The following is a 14043-nucleotide window of genomic DNA, read 5'->3' as shown; positions in this document are numbered from 1 at the left end:
TCAGTCGGAGCTCGATTCGAGGTCGGGCGTGAACGACCCCATCCGGAGGTCGACGTCGCCGGTGCCGAGCTTGATCGGTTTCCCGACGATGACGTTCTCGGTGACGCCGTCGAGATCGTCGACCTCGCCGTGGATCGCGGCGTCGAGCAGGTGGTTGACCGTGACCTCGAACGCCGCTCGGGCCAGCACCGAGTCCTTGTTGCCGGAGATCCCGTGGCGACCGATCGACTCGATCGTCCCCTTGTTGGTCATGATGTCGGCGACCAGCATCAGGTGGCGGATGTTCACGTCGTCGAGCCCCTGCTCCTCGAGGGTGTCCATCGTCTCGTTGATGATCGCCTCACGGGCGGCCTCGACGCCGAGCTGGCGGTACACCTCGTGGATGTTGTTCGTCGTCGTTCGGGAGGCGTCGACGCCCTCGATCCCGATCACGTCGCCGAAGGCCGACCCCTCGGTGTAGAGGACGAACTCCTCGCCGTCGTCGGTCTCCTCCTTGCGGATGACGACCCGCGAGACGTCCTCGATCCCCTTGAACGTGATCTCGCGCAGCTCCTCGACGAGCTGGAGCAGGTCGCGGTAGCTGGGCTCCTCGGGACCGAACTGGATGACGGCGCCCTTCTGGAGCACTTCGACGCCCAGCGACGACTGGATCGTCTCGGCGATCTCCTCGGGCTCGATCATCCGCTCTTCGAGCGTGGCCTCGTTGAGGTCGACCCGGACCTGCATGTCCGCGACGTTCGTCGACACGTCGCCGAGCGCGAGGATCTTCGTCGCCTCGATATTCCAGACGACCTGGTGGGCTTTCTCGCGGTCGTCGGCGTACTCGTCGTCGAGGTGAACCGTCATCATCGGCGTGTCGGGCTCCTTCCGCGCGTCGACGAGCTCGATCAGCCGCGGCAGCCCCTGCGTGACGTCGATCTCCGCGACGCCCGCGTAGTGGAACGTGTTCATCGTCATCTGGGTTCCGGGCTCGCCGATCGACTGGGCACTGACCGTGCCGACGGGGTCGAGCGGATCGACGCGGGTGTCGAGATACTGGTTCTCGACGGCCTTGGCGATCTCGTCGGCCTGCTCGACGGTGACGCCGTCGCGGGCCTCGATCACCTCGTAGACCTCGTCCTTGAGTCGGCGGGTGAGATCCGTGTCCTCGACGACGGCCTCGACGTCCTCGCCGACGTCGTAACCGTTCGGATTAGTCATCGTCCACCTCCGGAGCGGGGACGGCCTCCTGGACTGCGGGCGGCTCCTCGTCCATACGCCGGGAGTCGGCGTGCTCCGAGAGGTTCGTCGCGGGTTCGGTTCGCTCCAGGAACTCGCGGCGCTCGGCCTCGCTCTCGAACTCGGCGTCGAGAACCTGCCCCGCGATCTCCTCGACGTCGACCGGATTGTCCTCGCTGGAAGACACCTGCACCGGGCTGGTGCCGTCCTCGCCGAACTCGAACTGGACGATCGTGTCGGAGGTGTCTCGTACCGTGCCGTCGTACTGGGTCTCCAGTTCCGACAGCGCGTTGATCAGCCGACGCTGGAGGTAGCCGGACTTCGAGGTCCGGACCGCCGTGTCGACCAGCCCCTCGCGGCCGCCCATCGCGTGGAAGAAGAACTCCCGCGGTTCGAGCCCCTCCGTGTAGGAGTGCTCGACGAACCCGTGGGCGTCGGCGCTGAGGTCGTCGGGCTTGTAGTGGCTGAGCGTCCGGTCCTCGTAACCGCGGTTGATGCGTTCGCCCCGAACCGCCTGCTGGCCGACGCAGCCGGCCATCTGGGTCAGGTTCAGCATCGACCCGCGGGCGCCGGACTCGGCCATGACGACGGCGGGGTTGTCGTCGTCGAAGTGCTCTTCGGCGATGTCCCCGGCGTTGTCACGCGCCTTGCCGAGCGTCTGCATGATCTTCATCTCGAGGGTCTCGTGAACCGTCCGACCGGGCAGCGACTCGAGCTCGCCGGCCTCGTAGGTGTCGATGAGCTCCTCGACCCGGTCGTAGGCGTCGTCGATCGTCTCGCTGATCCGGTCGCGGGCTTCCTGCGAGACGGTCTCGTCGTCGATGGCGATCGAGAATCCGAAGTGCATGATCGAGCGCATCGCCAGCGCGGCGACCTCGTTGATGAACTGCCGCGAGCGCGTCTCGCCGTACACCTTCGTGATCGTGTCGACGATCTCGCCGCCGAACGCGCCGACGCCGTCCTCGTCGATGGTGCCGTCGGTCAGCTGGCCGTCCTCGATGACGACCGTGTCGCCGGCCGAGGACGTGAACTCCAGATCGAGGTCGTCGGGCAGCAGCTCCGAGAAGATCTGTCGCCCCGTCCAGTACGGCGTGCCGTCGTCCTCGCCGGTCGGTTCCGGCAGCTCGTCGACGTGGGTCGCCCGCAGCAGGTCCAGCGCCTGCGTCTCGTTGAAGTGCGGGTTCTCGTTGGTCAGCAGGTAGGTGCCGCTGATGTGGTCCTGGATGGCGCCGATGATGTTCTCACCGAAGCGCGGCGAGAGGATCTGCTCCTGGACGCGCATCAGCACGCGGGCCTCCGCCCGGGCTTCCTCGTTCTGCAGCGCGTGCATGTTCATCTCGTCGCCGTCGAAGTCGGCGTTGTACGGCGGGCAGACCGTCGTGTTCAGCCGGAACGTCTTGTACGGCATCACGACGACCTCGTGGGCCATGATCGACATCCGGTGGAGCGACGGCTGCCGGTTGAAGATGATGATGTCGCCGTCGATCATGTGGCGGTTGACCTCCCAGCCGGGCTGGACCTTCTCGGCCAGCTCCTCGCAGTTCTTCTCGGTCACCTTCAGCCGGCGCCCGTCGGGGCGCTTGACGTAGTTGGCGCCCGGATGAGCCTCGGGCCCGTTCGAGACGTAGCGTCGGGCGTCCCGGAGGTTCCGATCGGTGACGTTCATCGTCTGTGTCATCTCCTTGGCGACCCGGTCGGGGACGCCGACCTCGTTGAGCGAGAGCGTCGGGTCGGGCGAGATGACGGTACGCGCCGAGAAGTTAACGCGCTTCCCGGACAGGGAGCCGCGGAAGCGACCTTCCTTGCCCTTCAGGCGCTGGGACAGCGTCTTCAGCGGGCGGCCGGAGCGGTGTCGGGCCGGCGGCGTCCCGCTGATCTCGTTGTCCATGAACGTGGTGACGTGGTACTGCAGGAGCTCCCAGAGGTCCTCGATGATCAGCTGGGGCGCGCCGGCCTCGCGGTTCTCCATGAACCGCTGGTTGATCCGGATGATGTCGACCAGCTTGTGGGTCAGGTCGTCCTCCGAGCGCTGGCCGTTGTCGAGCGTGATCGACGGTCGCGCGGTGACCGGCGGAACCGGCAGCACGGTGAGGATCATCCACTCGGGGCGCGAGCGGTCGGCGTTGATCCCCAGCACCTCGATGTCCTCGTCCGGGATGTCCTCGAACCAGTCCCGGATGTCGCTGGGCATCAGCTTGTTCATGTCCTCCTCGGTCAGGTCGATGTCCAGGGCCTTCTCGATGGCCTTCCGGTCGTCCTCGCGCGGGCGGAACTCGCCGCTGAGGATCTCGTTGACCCGCGAGAGGTCGATCCCGGTCTCCTCGGCCAGCTCCGGGGGCGCGGTCGGCTCGCGCTCCTCTTCCTCGTCGCCCTGCATCGCGGCGCTGATCAGTTCTGCGTACTCGCTGGACAGCACCTGCTGGACCTCGTAGTAGGTCGTGGGCTTCTCGTGGTTGATGTCGTACTGCTGGCCGCCGCAGAACGGACAGATATCCTTCTTTCGGGCCTGTCGGATGGCGGCCTTCGTGACGTCGTTGACGTCCTCGCCGAGATTCTCGGTCGTCTCGAGTTGCTCGCGGAACTCCTCGCGCTCCTGCTCGTCGAGACAGAGCCGGGAGCAGTCCCGACAGGTGCCACGAAGCAGGCGGCGGATGAGCTTGGTGAATCCGACGTGGATGACGGGCGCGGCGAGCTCGATGTGGCCGAAGTGGCCGTTACACGAGCCCGAGTGCTGGCCGCAGGTCTTGCACTCCAGGCCGGGGTCGATGACGCCGAGGCGGGGGTCCATCAACCCCATGTCGATGGGGAACCCGTCGTCGTCGTACGTGTCCGCGGTGATGATCTTCGTCGCGCTCATCTCCCGGTACTCCTCCGGGTCCATCAGCCCGAAGCTGATTGTTCCGATCTCCTTGGGTGTGGTGTTTGCTGGCATGATTTAGACGGCGTCCTTGAGTTCGAGTCGGGGGGCGATACCCAGCGCCTTCATCTCGTCGAGCAGAAGCTTGAACGCGTAGCTCATCTCGATCTCGTGGATGTCGGTTTCCTCGTCGCAGTTCGGGCAGTAGACGCGCTGTTGTTCGACGTTCTCGACGGCGCTCATCCCACACTGGCCGCAGACGTGGATGAACTCGCGGTCGGACTCGTCGAGCAGGCGTTCCTTCAGCGCCATCGCGGCGCCGTGGCCGATCAGCACGTCCCGTTCCATCTCGCCGACGCGGAGCCCACCCTCGCGGGCGCGCCCCTCGGTCGGCTGGCGGGTCAGCACCTGCACGGGACCGCGCGAGCGGGCGTGCAGCTTGTTCGAGACCATGTGGTAGAGCTTCTGGTAGAAGATAGTGCCGACGAAGATCTCGGCCTCGATCTTCTCGCCGGTGACGCCCGAGTACATGATCTCCTTGCCCGAGGACTTGAACCCGTGGTCCTCGAGCGATCCGCGGAGTTCGTGTTCGTCCTCGCCGGTAAACGGCGTCCCGTCGACGCGGCGTCCTTCGAGGGCGCCGACCTTTCCGCCGATCATCTCGAGGATGTGGCCGACGGTCATCCGCGAGGGCAGGGCGTGGGGGTTGACGATCAGGTCGGGCACGACGCCCTCCTGGGTGAACGGCATGTCTTCCTGGGGCGCGATGTGGCCGACGACGCCCTTCTGGCCGTGTCGGCTGGCGAACTTGTCGCCGAGTTCGGGGATGCGCTCGTCGCGCACCGAGACCTTCGAGAGCTTCGAGCCGTCCTCGCCCTCCATCAGCGTGACCGTGTCGACGATGCCGCTCTCGCCCGAGCGCATCGTGACGCTGGTCTCGCGGCGCTTCTGGGGCGAGAGGCCGCCCATGTCGTCCGGCTCCTCGAGGAACCGGGGCGGGCTCGTCTTGCCCAGCAGGACGGAGTTCTCGTCGACTCGCGTCTCGGGGTTGACCAGCCCGTCGTCGTCGAGGTGCGTGTAGGCGTCCTCGCCGCGGGCGCCGCGAACGTCCTGATCGGGAATCTCGAAGCGATCCTCCTGGCCGCCGGGGTAGCGTCGCTCCTCGCCCTCGTAGGTGCGGAAGAAGTGCGAACGGGCGAGCGCCCGGTCGACCGAGCCGCCGTTCATGACCAGCGCGTCCTCGATGTTGAACCCCTCGTAGGACATGACCGCGACGACGAAGTTCTGCGCCGCCGGGCGGTCGTCGTAACCGATCTGCTCGGTAGTCTGAGTCTTGACCATCGAGAGCTGGGGGTAGTGCAGCAGGTGCTGGCGCGTGTCCGGGCGAATGCGGTAGTTCGCGGCCGGCAGACCGAGCGACTGCTTGATCATCCCCGCGCCCATCGTAATGCGCGGCGAGGCGTTGTGCTCGGGGTAGGGGATCATCCCCGCGCCGATCCCGAAGATCAGCTGCGGGTCGATCTCCATGTGGGTGTGATCGTCTTCGAGGTCGTCCTCGTCGACGGCGACGTAGATGTCGCCTTCCTCCTCGGCGTCGATGAACTCGACGTACCCCATCTCGACGAGGTCGTCGAACTCCAGTTCGCCGGACTCGACGGCGTCGACCTCCTCGTCGCTGATGAGGGTGTCGCCGTCCTCGACGACCAGCAGCGGGCGGCGCGCGCGGCCGGCGTCGGCGTTGACGATGACCTCGCGCGTGCGCTCGTCGACCGAGACGTTGACCATGTCGCTGACCTCGCCGCGGCGTCGCGCCTCGCGGATCTGCTCTGCGAGCTGTTCGGGGTCGGGATGCGTGCCGACCAGGCTACCGTTGACGTATACTTTGGCTTCTCGCTGTTGTTGCTGGCTCATGTTAGTCTCCCTCCGCCGTTCGCTCGACGCCCTCGATGCCGGGGATGCCCTCGACGCCCATCGACGCCAGCTCGCGCTTGAGCTCGCGTTCGTCCTCGACGTTCTGGGACAGCTCCATCGCCTGCGCGAAGTTCTTCACGAGGCCACAGTTCGGTCCCTCCGGCGTCTCGGACGGACAGATCCGTCCCCACTGCGTGGCGTGCAGGTCCCGCGCCTCGAAGTGGGGCTGGCTGCGCGAGAGCGGGCTGCGCAGGCGCCGCAGGTGCGACAGAACGCCCATGAAGTCGGTACGGTCGACCAGCTGGGAGACGCCCGAGCGGCCGCCGACCCAGTTGCCCGTCGCGATCGGGTGTTCGAGTCGCTCGGTCAGGACGTCCGAGCGGACGACCGTGTTGACCGAGAGCTGCCGGTTCCGCATGTTGGCGCGCTCGAGCTGGTACTTCACGTCGCGGGCCAGCTTGTTCAGCGCAGTCCGGAACAGGTCCTTCATGAGGTCGCCGCTGACCTTCAGACGCTTGTTCGCGTAGTGGTCCTTGTCGTCGGACTCGCGCCGGCCGAGCGCGAGCTCGAAACAGGCCTCGGCCATCCGGCAGAGGTAGTAGGCCTTGTTGATCCGGACGTCTTCCTCGTCGACGCCGTCCTCGTGGAGGTGCGGCAGGAGGTACCGGTCGATGACGTAGTTGGCGCGCTTGAGCTGGTAGTTCTTCCCCTGGCCGGAGGCGACGCGCTCGCCCAGCGTCTCGATGGCTTCCTCGGTCGTCTGGACCTCGGCGGCCTCCAGATTTTCCAGCATGAACTTCACGATCTCGGGGTCGTCCGAGACGCGGTGGACGATCTCCTCGTCGGATTCGAGGCCGAGCGCACGGACGAGCGTGACGAAGTTGACGCTCCCCGACACCGAGGGGAACGACACTTCGAGCAGGCCGTCGCGGGTGCGCTCGACGAGCACCAGCGCACGATACCCCCGGCGCTGGCTGAACGTCTTGGCGACCTGAATCTCGTCGCCGTACTTGCTGTCGTACTCCGCGAGGATCTTGTTCGGCGCGAGGTCCTCGCTGGTCATCAGCACGCGCTCGGACCCGTTGACGATGAAGTAGCCGCCGGGGTCGGCGGGGTCCTCGCCGATCTCGATGAGTTCGTCGTCGTCGAAGCCGGCGATGTTACACTTGTCCGAGCCGACCATGATCGGCATCCGGCCGACCTTCGTCTCGGTGCTGTCGACGACCCGGTCCTCGCCCTCTTCGGGGTCGCCCTTCACGATCTCCATCTCCATGAAGACGGGCGCCGAGTAGGTGATGTTGCGCAGGCGCGCCTCCTGAGGGTAGAGCAGTTCTTCGCTCCCGTCGGCCTCGCGGACGCGGGGGGTCACGATCCGAACGTCGCCGAGTTCGACGTGGACGGGCTCCTCGCCCTCCTTGTCGCCGATGTCGGTGTCGATCGTCTCCTTCTCGTCGACGACCTCCTGCATCCCTCGGTCGAGGAACGCGTTGAACGAGCGGTAGTGATGTTCTGCGAGTCGGTCCTTCCCGAAATACTCCCGCGAAATCTCTCGTCTGTCTTCTGTGTTCATTACTCAACCACCAGTCGGTATGTGACGGCGCGGTCGGTCGTTCGCGAGTCTCGAACGATCTTGACGACGTCCCCGACTTCGGCGTCGTCCGGCAGCGCGGGGTCCGCGCGCTTGATTTTCGGCAAATCTGTTCGGCCGATGTTGTACTCCTCGAGCACGGCGTCGAGCGCCTCGTCGTCGACGACTGTGTGCTCCGGAACCAGTTCGTGTTGGCTTACGTCTACCATGTGTTGGGGGTCTTACCGAAGGGAGAAGCGGCTGTCACGAGATACTACAGGCTGCTAGCGCGGGCGGGCATTTAAGGCTTGCCAAGTAGGGTGGGATTTATAACTAACGAGGCCCACGGGGGCCGGGGCGAACGGGGCCGAACTGAGAGGGCGTAGCGTGTGTCAGTGAGCGGACCTACGCGACGGCTGGTTAAAGAGTTTGGGGCGAGCTGTCACGGACCCCGACGCCGCGGTGCTGTCTGGCACACGTCCTTCGTTTGGAAAGTCTTAATATGCGGACCCGGAAACGATAGGATGCGTTCGACGGCCCGGGTGGTGTAGTGGCCCATCATACGACCCTGTCACGGTCGTGACGCGGGTTCAAATCCCGCCTCGGGCGCTTCTCTGATTTCCAGTCTCCAGCGAGGCGTCTCGTCGCCGAGCGACGCGCTGGAAATCTGTAAGCGGTGACGAAGGGATTTGAAGCAGGGAGCAGCTGTGCTGCGACTGTGGTTCAAATCCCGCCTCGGGCGTACTTTTGCGGCGAACAACTTCGGCGAGCACCGCGTAGCGTGTGCTCGTCACACCGTGAGCCGCAAATACTCCTCAGAAGGGTTTTGAACCACGCAAGACGAGCGAAGCGAGTCTTGCACCGGGTTCAAATCCCGGAGCGGCAAAGCCGCTCCGACCTTCGCGAACGCGAGGCGTTCGCTCAGTCCCGCCTCGGGCGTTCTTCGGAACTCACATTCTCCAGCGAGGCGTCTCGTCGTCGATCGAAATCCTGCAAGCTGCGAGAAACCGAAGCGCGGCGTCCCGCCGATCAGACGCCGCCGACGCCGCTGTCGGCGTCCGGCAGCTCGTACTTTTCGGCGTCGATCCCCAGTTCTTCGAGCGCGGCCTCCAGATGCCGCTCCTCGGCGAACTCGGAGCCGTCCTCCACGCGCAGCTTCTGGGCCGTCGCGAGCACTTCGCCGCGTCGGTCGTCGGGCACGTCGAACTTGTCCGCGGAAAGCTCGATGGTCAGCCCGTTGTGATCGCGGGTGTACAGCGAGTGGAAGATGCCGCGGTCGAACTCGTTGAACCCGTGGCCGGCCGCTTCGAGCGACTCTTTGATGTCGACGAAATCCTCGGCGGCGATCGAAAACGAAAGGTGGTGTACTGATCCGACGCGGTGGCGGTGGGGCTGGGGGTTCGACTGGCGGTCCTCCTGCACGAAGAACGTCAGGATGCGACCGTCGCCGGTGTCGAAAAAGAGGTGCGTCGAGTTCGGGTCGTCGAGGTTGGGCTGGCGAAGCACCAGCGCCATTCCCAGCATGTCGCGGTAGAACTCGATCGTGTCCTCCTCGTTGCTGCCGATGAGGGTAATGTGGTCGGTGCCGGTGACGCGGAACGCGCTGTCCGGTCGCTCGGCCGTAACTTCGGGGGTGTCGTCTGTCATGCCCCTTCGTACGGACTCCGGCAGGAAAGCCCTGTGCGTCCCGGCAGGAGAGCTGTGGGCCGTCCCGCTCAGAGCACGCGATCGGGGCGAATCTTCAACAGCACGCGCTCGCTCTGGATCTCGGGGGCGTACTCCTCGCCGGTGTAGCGCTGCGAGAGCTCGTCGATGTGCTCGCGGGCGCCCTCTGTGGTGATCTCGTCGACTTCCCCGACCACGGAGAGCGCTCGGTACGGATCGTCGGGGTCGGTCATGCTGACGCCGACTCGCGGATCGTTCTCGACGTTCTTGGCTTTCCGCCGGTGGCGCTCGGTGTTGACCAGCAGCCGGTTCTCGTCGGCGTCGTAGCCGATCCAGACCGGCGTGACGTGTGGCATGCCGTCGGGCAGCATCGTCGCGACGTGCGCGAACGTCTTCTTCTCGAACAGATCGCGGTCGTCTTCGGGGATCGAGGCCATATCTTTGGCGTCGAGAGCCGCAGACTTGTGCGTTGGTCCGAAGTCGCGAGACTCGTTGGCAGGGCCGTCCCGATTCGAGAGGCTTAAGAGTACGCCCCCGGAACGAAGAGTGTAGTCAGCCCGGGTGGTGTAGTGGCCCATCATACGACCCTGTCACGGTCGTGACGCGGGTTCAAATCCCGCCTCGGGCGCTTCTCTGATTTCCAGTCTCCAGCGAGGCGTCTCGTCGCCGAGCGACGCGCTGGGACTCTGTAAGCGGTGACGAAGGGATTTGAACCACGCAAGACGAGCGAAGCGAGTCTTGCACCGGGTTCAAATCCCGGAGCGGCAAAGCCGCTCCGACCCTCGCGAATCCTTTGGATTCGCTCGGTCCCGCCGGACACCGTGTCCGGCAATGTTCATCTCGCTTCGCTCGACTCACTCCCGAAGCGGCGAAGCCGCTCCGATGTTCGAGGTTCTCCGGACCTCTCACTCCCGCCTCGGGCGCTTCTCTGATTTCCAGTCTCCAGCGAGGCGTCTCGTCGCCGAGCGACGCAATGTCGCCGTTCAACAAGCTACCAGCGCGCCGAGCCTTCTCGGTCCCTGATACCAGCCTTCTTGGGTTCTCGGCGCGGAGATACACGTAGTGCCAGAGGACGATCCATTCGAAAACCTCGACGTTCCGGAGGACCCGACCGCCGATCTGGACCGCGCGTCCCAGCGGTTGACGGTCCGGACCGAAAGCCGCCGTTACGACAAGCCCGTGACCATCATCGAGGGGTTCGAGGGCGGGACTGACGTCGACGAACTCGCCTCGAAGCTAAAATCGGCGATGGGGACCGGCGGGACGACGAAGGAGCGAGCGATCGAACTCCAGGGTGATCACGTGGACCGCGTGCGGGACCTGCTCGAAGACGAGGGCTACCAGGTCGAGTAGCGTTCGACCCGGTGGTTGCCTCGCGTTCAGTTTTCTGCGGCGACTGACGGTGAGCGCTTGCTACGGTCGGTCGTCCGGATCGCCGGTGTACGTCCACGCATCGGCATCGGCATCGGCGTCGTGCTCGACGTCGGGAAGCCGTTCGAGCCCCGGCCGGATCACGTCGTTCCACCACCCCTCGTCAGGGTCGGCGTACTCGCCGGGCGCCTCCGGGTGGACGTCCGCGACGAAGGCCTCGCGGTCTGCCCGGCCGCGCTTGCGCAGGTAGAGGTACGCTGTCCGGACGGCCTCGCGGCGGCGTTCAACTTCGGTCGGATCACCCGGAAGGTCGAGAGCGTCGAGCGCGTCCTGACGAGACGTAGTCGAGTCAGGGCTCGATGAGCTTTGCTCATCGGCGTCCGCCACGTCGGCGTCGACCGGCACCGGCTCCTCGGGGCGGTTCTCGGGCTCGGGCGCCGTCTCGGCGTGGTCGGGCGGCGCCTCAGTCAGGTCGTCGCCCCGAGCCTGGCTCTCAACGTCGGTCTCGGTTTCGCTCTCCGTCGGGAGGCTCTCGGGATCGACGCTCTCGTCGAGGCGCCAGGTCCGCCCGCGAGTGTCCTCCTCGGCGAGTTCGAGCTCGCCGCGCTCGTAGAGGTCCTCCAGGCGATCCTGCACGGTCTCGACCGGCGCGGGGACCTGATCGGCCACGTCGCGATCCAGCACGGCGTCGGCGTCGCTCCGGGCGATCACCGCGAGCAACTCGTCGTCGCCCAGAGACTGGTCGTCCGGGGTCACGCGTCACGCTTCCACGACCCGGATGAAGAAAGTCGGGCGTGGGCCGACTGCGGCGGTCGAGCGTGCGACGCACCGGGGCACCGCTCGTAGAGTGATACGTTCGAACCTAAACATATTTGTCCGACAGATGCGAACCGTCGCCGCATGGAATCGAATGACGATTCGGCTCCGCCGCTGCCCTTGATCGGCACCGCCATCGGCGCCGGGGAGGGGATCGCGCTCGGCGCGGTGGCGTTCGTGCTGTTCGAGAATCCGGCGTTCGCCGCTGGTCTCGGAATCGTCTCCGCCGCCGGCGGGGCGCTGTTCGTCCCGTACATCCTCTCGTTCGGCGCGATTCAGGAGGGAGATATCGATCCCGGCGCGCTACCTGCCGCCGGAACCGTCCACAGCGGCGCCCTGGGCGCCGCCCTGAGCAGCGCCGCGATCATCGGACTCGCGGCCCGGTTCGTCGTCGAGTCGTCGGCCGTCCCGCTCGCGATCGCGCTGGGCTACGCTGCGCTCGCGTTCCTCGTGCTCCGGTTCGTGTTGCCCGACGCCGACGGAATCCCGGACTCCGACGCTGAGCTGTCGGTGCAGTAAGGATCGCCGCTCCTACTCCAGCAGATTCTCGCCGGTCATCAGCTCGGGCCGCTCGACATTCATCAGATCGAGCATCGTCGGCGCGAGATCACAGAGCGACCCGCCGGAGCGAACACTTTTGTCGGCGCCGGTTCCGTCGGGCGAGACGTAGATGAACGGCACTTCGTTGTACGTGTGGGCGGTGTGGGGATCGTCGGGCGTCCCCATGTCGTCGGCGTTGCCGTGGTCGGCGGTGATCAGCACGTGCGCGCCGGCGGCCTGCAGCGCCTCGACGAGGAAGCCGAGCTGCTCGTCGACGGCCTCGACCGCGGCGACCGCGGCGTCGTAGTCGCCCGTGTGGCCGACCATGTCGGGGTTCGCGTAGTTGAGGACCATCGCGTCGGGGTCCTCGCGCTCGATCACGTCGATCGCGGTGTCGGTCACTTCGGGAGCGCTCATCGCCGGCGTCTCGTCGTAGGTCGGAACGTCGGGGCTCTCGACGATCTTTCGGATCTCTCCGTCGAACTCGACCTCGCGGCCGCCGTTGAGGAAGTAGGTGACGTGGGCGTACTTTTCGGACTCGGCGAGCCGGAGCTGGGTCTTGCCGGCGTCGGCCAGCACCTCGCCGAGCACGTCGGCGGGCTGCTCGGGCGGGAACGCGACCGGCACGTCGAACGTCTTGTCGTACTGGGTCAGCGTCACCAACTCGGTCTCGGGCGGCGTCGTGTCGAACTCCCACTCCGGACGGATGTCCGCGAGCATGCGGGTGAGCTGGCGGGCGCGATCCGATCGGAAGTTGAAGAACACGACGCCGTCGCCGTCCTCCAGCGCGGGCCCGCCCTCGATGCAGGTCGGCTCGACGAACTCGTCGGTCGTGTCGCGCTCGTAGGACTCCTGTACGGCCGCGACGGCCGACGACGCCTCGTGGTCGCACTCGCGGTTCACGATGGCGTCGTACGCCCGCTCCGTGCGCTCCCAGTTCTGGTCGCGGTCCATCGCGTAGTACCTCCCGGTCACCGTCGCGACGTCGCCGGTGCCCTGCTCTTCGACGACGGCTTCGAGTTCCTCCAGATACCCCTCTCCGCCGTGGGGTGCGGTGTCTCGGCCGTCGGTAAACGCGTGGGTGACGGCGTCGACGCCGCGCTCGGCGGCCATCCCGATCAGCGCGTGGAGGTGTTCCTGGGAGGAGTGGACCCCGCCGTCGCTGACCAGCCCCATGAAGTGGACCGTGCCGTCGTTCTCGTCGGCGTGGTCGAACGCGGCCTGGATCGCCTCGTTGGTCTGGAACGAGCCGTCCTCGATGGCGTCGTTGATCCGGGTGTACTCCTGGTAGACGACGCGCCCGGCGCCGATGTTGAGGTGGCCGACCTCGCTGTTGCCCATCTGGCCGTCCGGCAGCCCGACGCGGCGGCCGGTAACGTTCAGTTCCCCGTACGCGCCCGCCGCGGCCAGCCGATCGAAGTTCGGCGTCGCCGCGGCCTCGACCGCGTTCAGTCGGTCGTGCTCTGCGATGCCCCAGCCGTCGAGTATCACGATCGCGGCGTCCATACGTGACAGGTCGTACCGGGATTGTAACTACTCTTCGCCTCGGCGCCGCGCTGTCGTCCCGCCCGTCCGGAGCGGTCGGGAGCGGTCCGTACGTGAACTGCACCCGCACGTAGACGGGTGAGAGAACGCTTATACCGCGCGTATCCGAACGTCCGGTCGATGACCGACTCCGACCCGATCCGCGTCGCGTTCGTCTGCGTTCAGAACGCCGGACGATCCCAGATGGCGACCGCCTTCGCCGAACGCGAGCGCGACCACCGGGACGCCGACGATCGGATCGAGATCACGACCGGCGGCACCCAGCCCGCGGATCACGTCCACGAAGAGGTCGTGACGGTGATGGACGAGGCTAGCTTCGACCTCGCCGACCGGACGCCCCGCGAGGTGACGCCCGACGAACTGCAGGCCGTCGACTACGTGATCACGATGGGTTGTTCGGCACAAGACGTCTGTCCGGCGACCTGGAACGGGGAGAACCGCGACTGGGGGCTCGACGACCCCGACGGGCAGGGGCTCGACGCCGTTCGCGAGATCCGCGACGAGATCGAACTGCGCGTCCACGAGTTGTTCGACGAACTGCTCGACGAGTAAC

12 protein-coding genes and 2 tRNA genes are annotated in these 14043 nt (G+C 66.2%); 5 read left to right on the top strand and 9 right to left on the bottom strand.

The genetic code is table 11. The features are described from left to right. The 5 genes from rpoA2 to NO931_RS18565 are packed head-to-tail and all read right to left on the bottom strand — an operon-like array spanning position 1 to position 7783. Positions 1-1200, bottom strand: a complete 1200-nt coding sequence (gene rpoA2, locus NO931_RS18585) for a DNA-directed RNA polymerase subunit A'' (RefSeq protein WP_256393860.1) — start codon at positions 1198-1200, stop codon at positions 1-3. After that, positions 1193-4150: a DNA-directed RNA polymerase subunit A' gene (locus tag NO931_RS18580; RefSeq protein WP_256393859.1), complete on the bottom strand. Its 2958-nt coding sequence runs from the start codon at positions 4148-4150 to the stop codon at positions 1193-1195. The genes rpoA2 and NO931_RS18580 overlap by 8 nt, the downstream gene beginning before the upstream one ends. A gap of 3 nt (positions 4151-4153) precedes the next feature. Then, the gene (gene rpoB / locus NO931_RS18575; RefSeq protein WP_256393858.1) at positions 4154-5986 is read right to left on the bottom strand and encodes a DNA-directed RNA polymerase subunit B; all 1833 of its coding nucleotides are present in this window, start codon (positions 5984-5986) and stop codon (positions 4154-4156) included. A 1-nt stretch (position 5987) separates the two neighbouring features. After that, positions 5988-7556, bottom strand: a complete 1569-nt coding sequence (locus NO931_RS18570) for a DNA-directed RNA polymerase subunit B'' (RefSeq protein WP_256393857.1) — start codon at positions 7554-7556, stop codon at positions 5988-5990. Further along, on the bottom strand, positions 7556-7783 hold the full coding sequence (locus NO931_RS18565; protein ID WP_256393856.1) for a DNA-directed RNA polymerase subunit H: 228 nt from the start codon (positions 7781-7783) through the stop codon (positions 7556-7558). The genes NO931_RS18570 and NO931_RS18565 overlap by 1 nt, the downstream gene beginning before the upstream one ends. A gap of 306 nt (positions 7784-8089) precedes the next feature. On the opposite strand from NO931_RS18565, the gene NO931_RS18560 reads away from it, so the two are divergent. Then, positions 8090-8162 (top strand) — tRNA-Asp (locus NO931_RS18560). A gap of 420 nt (positions 8163-8582) precedes the next feature. On the opposite strand, the gene NO931_RS18555 is transcribed toward NO931_RS18560, so the two are convergent. Both NO931_RS18555 and NO931_RS18550 read right to left on the bottom strand, forming a co-directional pair. After that, a complete protein-coding gene (locus NO931_RS18555; protein ID WP_256393855.1) occupies positions 8583-9200 on the bottom strand; it encodes a VOC family protein in 618 nt (205 codons plus the stop codon). Between the two features lie 68 nt (positions 9201-9268). Continuing rightward, positions 9269-9655, bottom strand: a complete 387-nt coding sequence (locus tag NO931_RS18550) for a PPOX class F420-dependent oxidoreductase (RefSeq protein ID WP_256393854.1) — start codon at positions 9653-9655, stop codon at positions 9269-9271. A gap of 118 nt (positions 9656-9773) precedes the next feature. Between NO931_RS18550 and NO931_RS18545 the strand changes: the two genes are divergently transcribed. Together NO931_RS18545 and NO931_RS18540 are read left to right on the top strand one after the other, a co-directional pair. Further along, a tRNA-Asp gene (locus tag NO931_RS18545) sits at positions 9774-9846 on the top strand. A 434-nt stretch (positions 9847-10280) separates the two neighbouring features. Beyond that, on the top strand, positions 10281-10571 hold the full coding sequence (locus tag NO931_RS18540) for a translation initiation factor (RefSeq protein ID WP_256393853.1): 291 nt from the start codon (positions 10281-10283) through the stop codon (positions 10569-10571). 60 nt (positions 10572-10631) lie between these two features. Here NO931_RS18540 and NO931_RS18535 read toward each other — a convergent pair whose 3' ends face one another. Continuing rightward, positions 10632-11345 carry a hypothetical protein gene (locus NO931_RS18535; protein ID WP_256393852.1) on the bottom strand — a complete coding sequence of 238 codons (714 nt, stop codon included), beginning with the start codon at positions 11343-11345 and terminating at the stop codon, positions 10632-10634. 144 nt (positions 11346-11489) lie between these two features. Here NO931_RS18535 and NO931_RS18530 point away from each other — a divergent pair, with 144 nt between their 5' ends. Beyond that, positions 11490-11924, top strand: coding sequence for a hypothetical protein (locus tag NO931_RS18530; protein WP_256393851.1), 435 nt, complete (start codon positions 11490-11492; stop codon positions 11922-11924). Positions 11925-11936: 12 nt separating this feature from the next. Here the strand turns inward: NO931_RS18530 and gpmI are convergent, their stop codons facing one another. Next, entirely contained in the window at positions 11937-13451 is a 1515-nt protein-coding gene (gene gpmI, locus NO931_RS18525) for a 2,3-bisphosphoglycerate-independent phosphoglycerate mutase (protein WP_256393850.1), read from the bottom strand. Positions 13452-13610: 159 nt separating this feature from the next. Here gpmI and NO931_RS18520 point away from each other — a divergent pair, with 159 nt between their 5' ends. Continuing rightward, positions 13611-14042, top strand: coding sequence for an arsenate-mycothiol transferase ArsC (locus NO931_RS18520; RefSeq protein WP_256393849.1), 432 nt, complete (start codon positions 13611-13613; stop codon positions 14040-14042). Position 14043 lies beyond the last annotated feature (1 nt).

It is taken from the genome of Natronoarchaeum rubrum, assembly GCF_024494695.1.
The sequence above is the reverse complement of the archived record's forward strand: the minus strand, read 5'-3'. Positions and strand labels throughout refer to the sequence as shown.

Excerpts from the sequence above, each read along its gene's own strand:
- rpoA2 (WP_256393860.1), bottom strand. The coding sequence starts at position 1,200 with ATGACTAATCCGAACGGTTACGACGTCGGCGAGGACGTCGAGGCCGTC.
- NO931_RS18580 (WP_256393859.1), bottom strand. The coding sequence starts at position 4,150 with ATGCCAGCAAACACCACACCCAAGGAGATCGGAACAATCAGCTTCGGG.
- rpoB (WP_256393858.1), bottom strand. The coding sequence starts at position 5,986 with ATGAGCCAGCAACAACAGCGAGAAGCCAAAGTATACGTCAACGGTAGC.
- NO931_RS18570 (WP_256393857.1), bottom strand. The coding sequence starts at position 7,556 with ATGAACACAGAAGACAGACGAGAGATTTCGCGGGAGTATTTCGGGAAG.
- NO931_RS18565 (WP_256393856.1), bottom strand. The coding sequence starts at position 7,783 with ATGGTAGACGTAAGCCAACACGAACTGGTTCCGGAGCACACAGTCGTC.
- NO931_RS18555 (WP_256393855.1), bottom strand. The coding sequence starts at position 9,200 with ATGACAGACGACACCCCCGAAGTTACGGCCGAGCGACCGGACAGCGCG.
- NO931_RS18550 (WP_256393854.1), bottom strand. The coding sequence starts at position 9,655 with ATGGCCTCGATCCCCGAAGACGACCGCGATCTGTTCGAGAAGAAGACG.
- NO931_RS18530 (WP_256393851.1), top strand. The coding sequence starts at position 11,490 with ATGGAATCGAATGACGATTCGGCTCCGCCGCTGCCCTTGATCGGCACC.
- gpmI (WP_256393850.1), bottom strand. The coding sequence starts at position 13,451 with ATGGACGCCGCGATCGTGATACTCGACGGCTGGGGCATCGCAGAGCAC.
- NO931_RS18520 (WP_256393849.1), top strand. The coding sequence starts at position 13,611 with ATGACCGACTCCGACCCGATCCGCGTCGCGTTCGTCTGCGTTCAGAAC.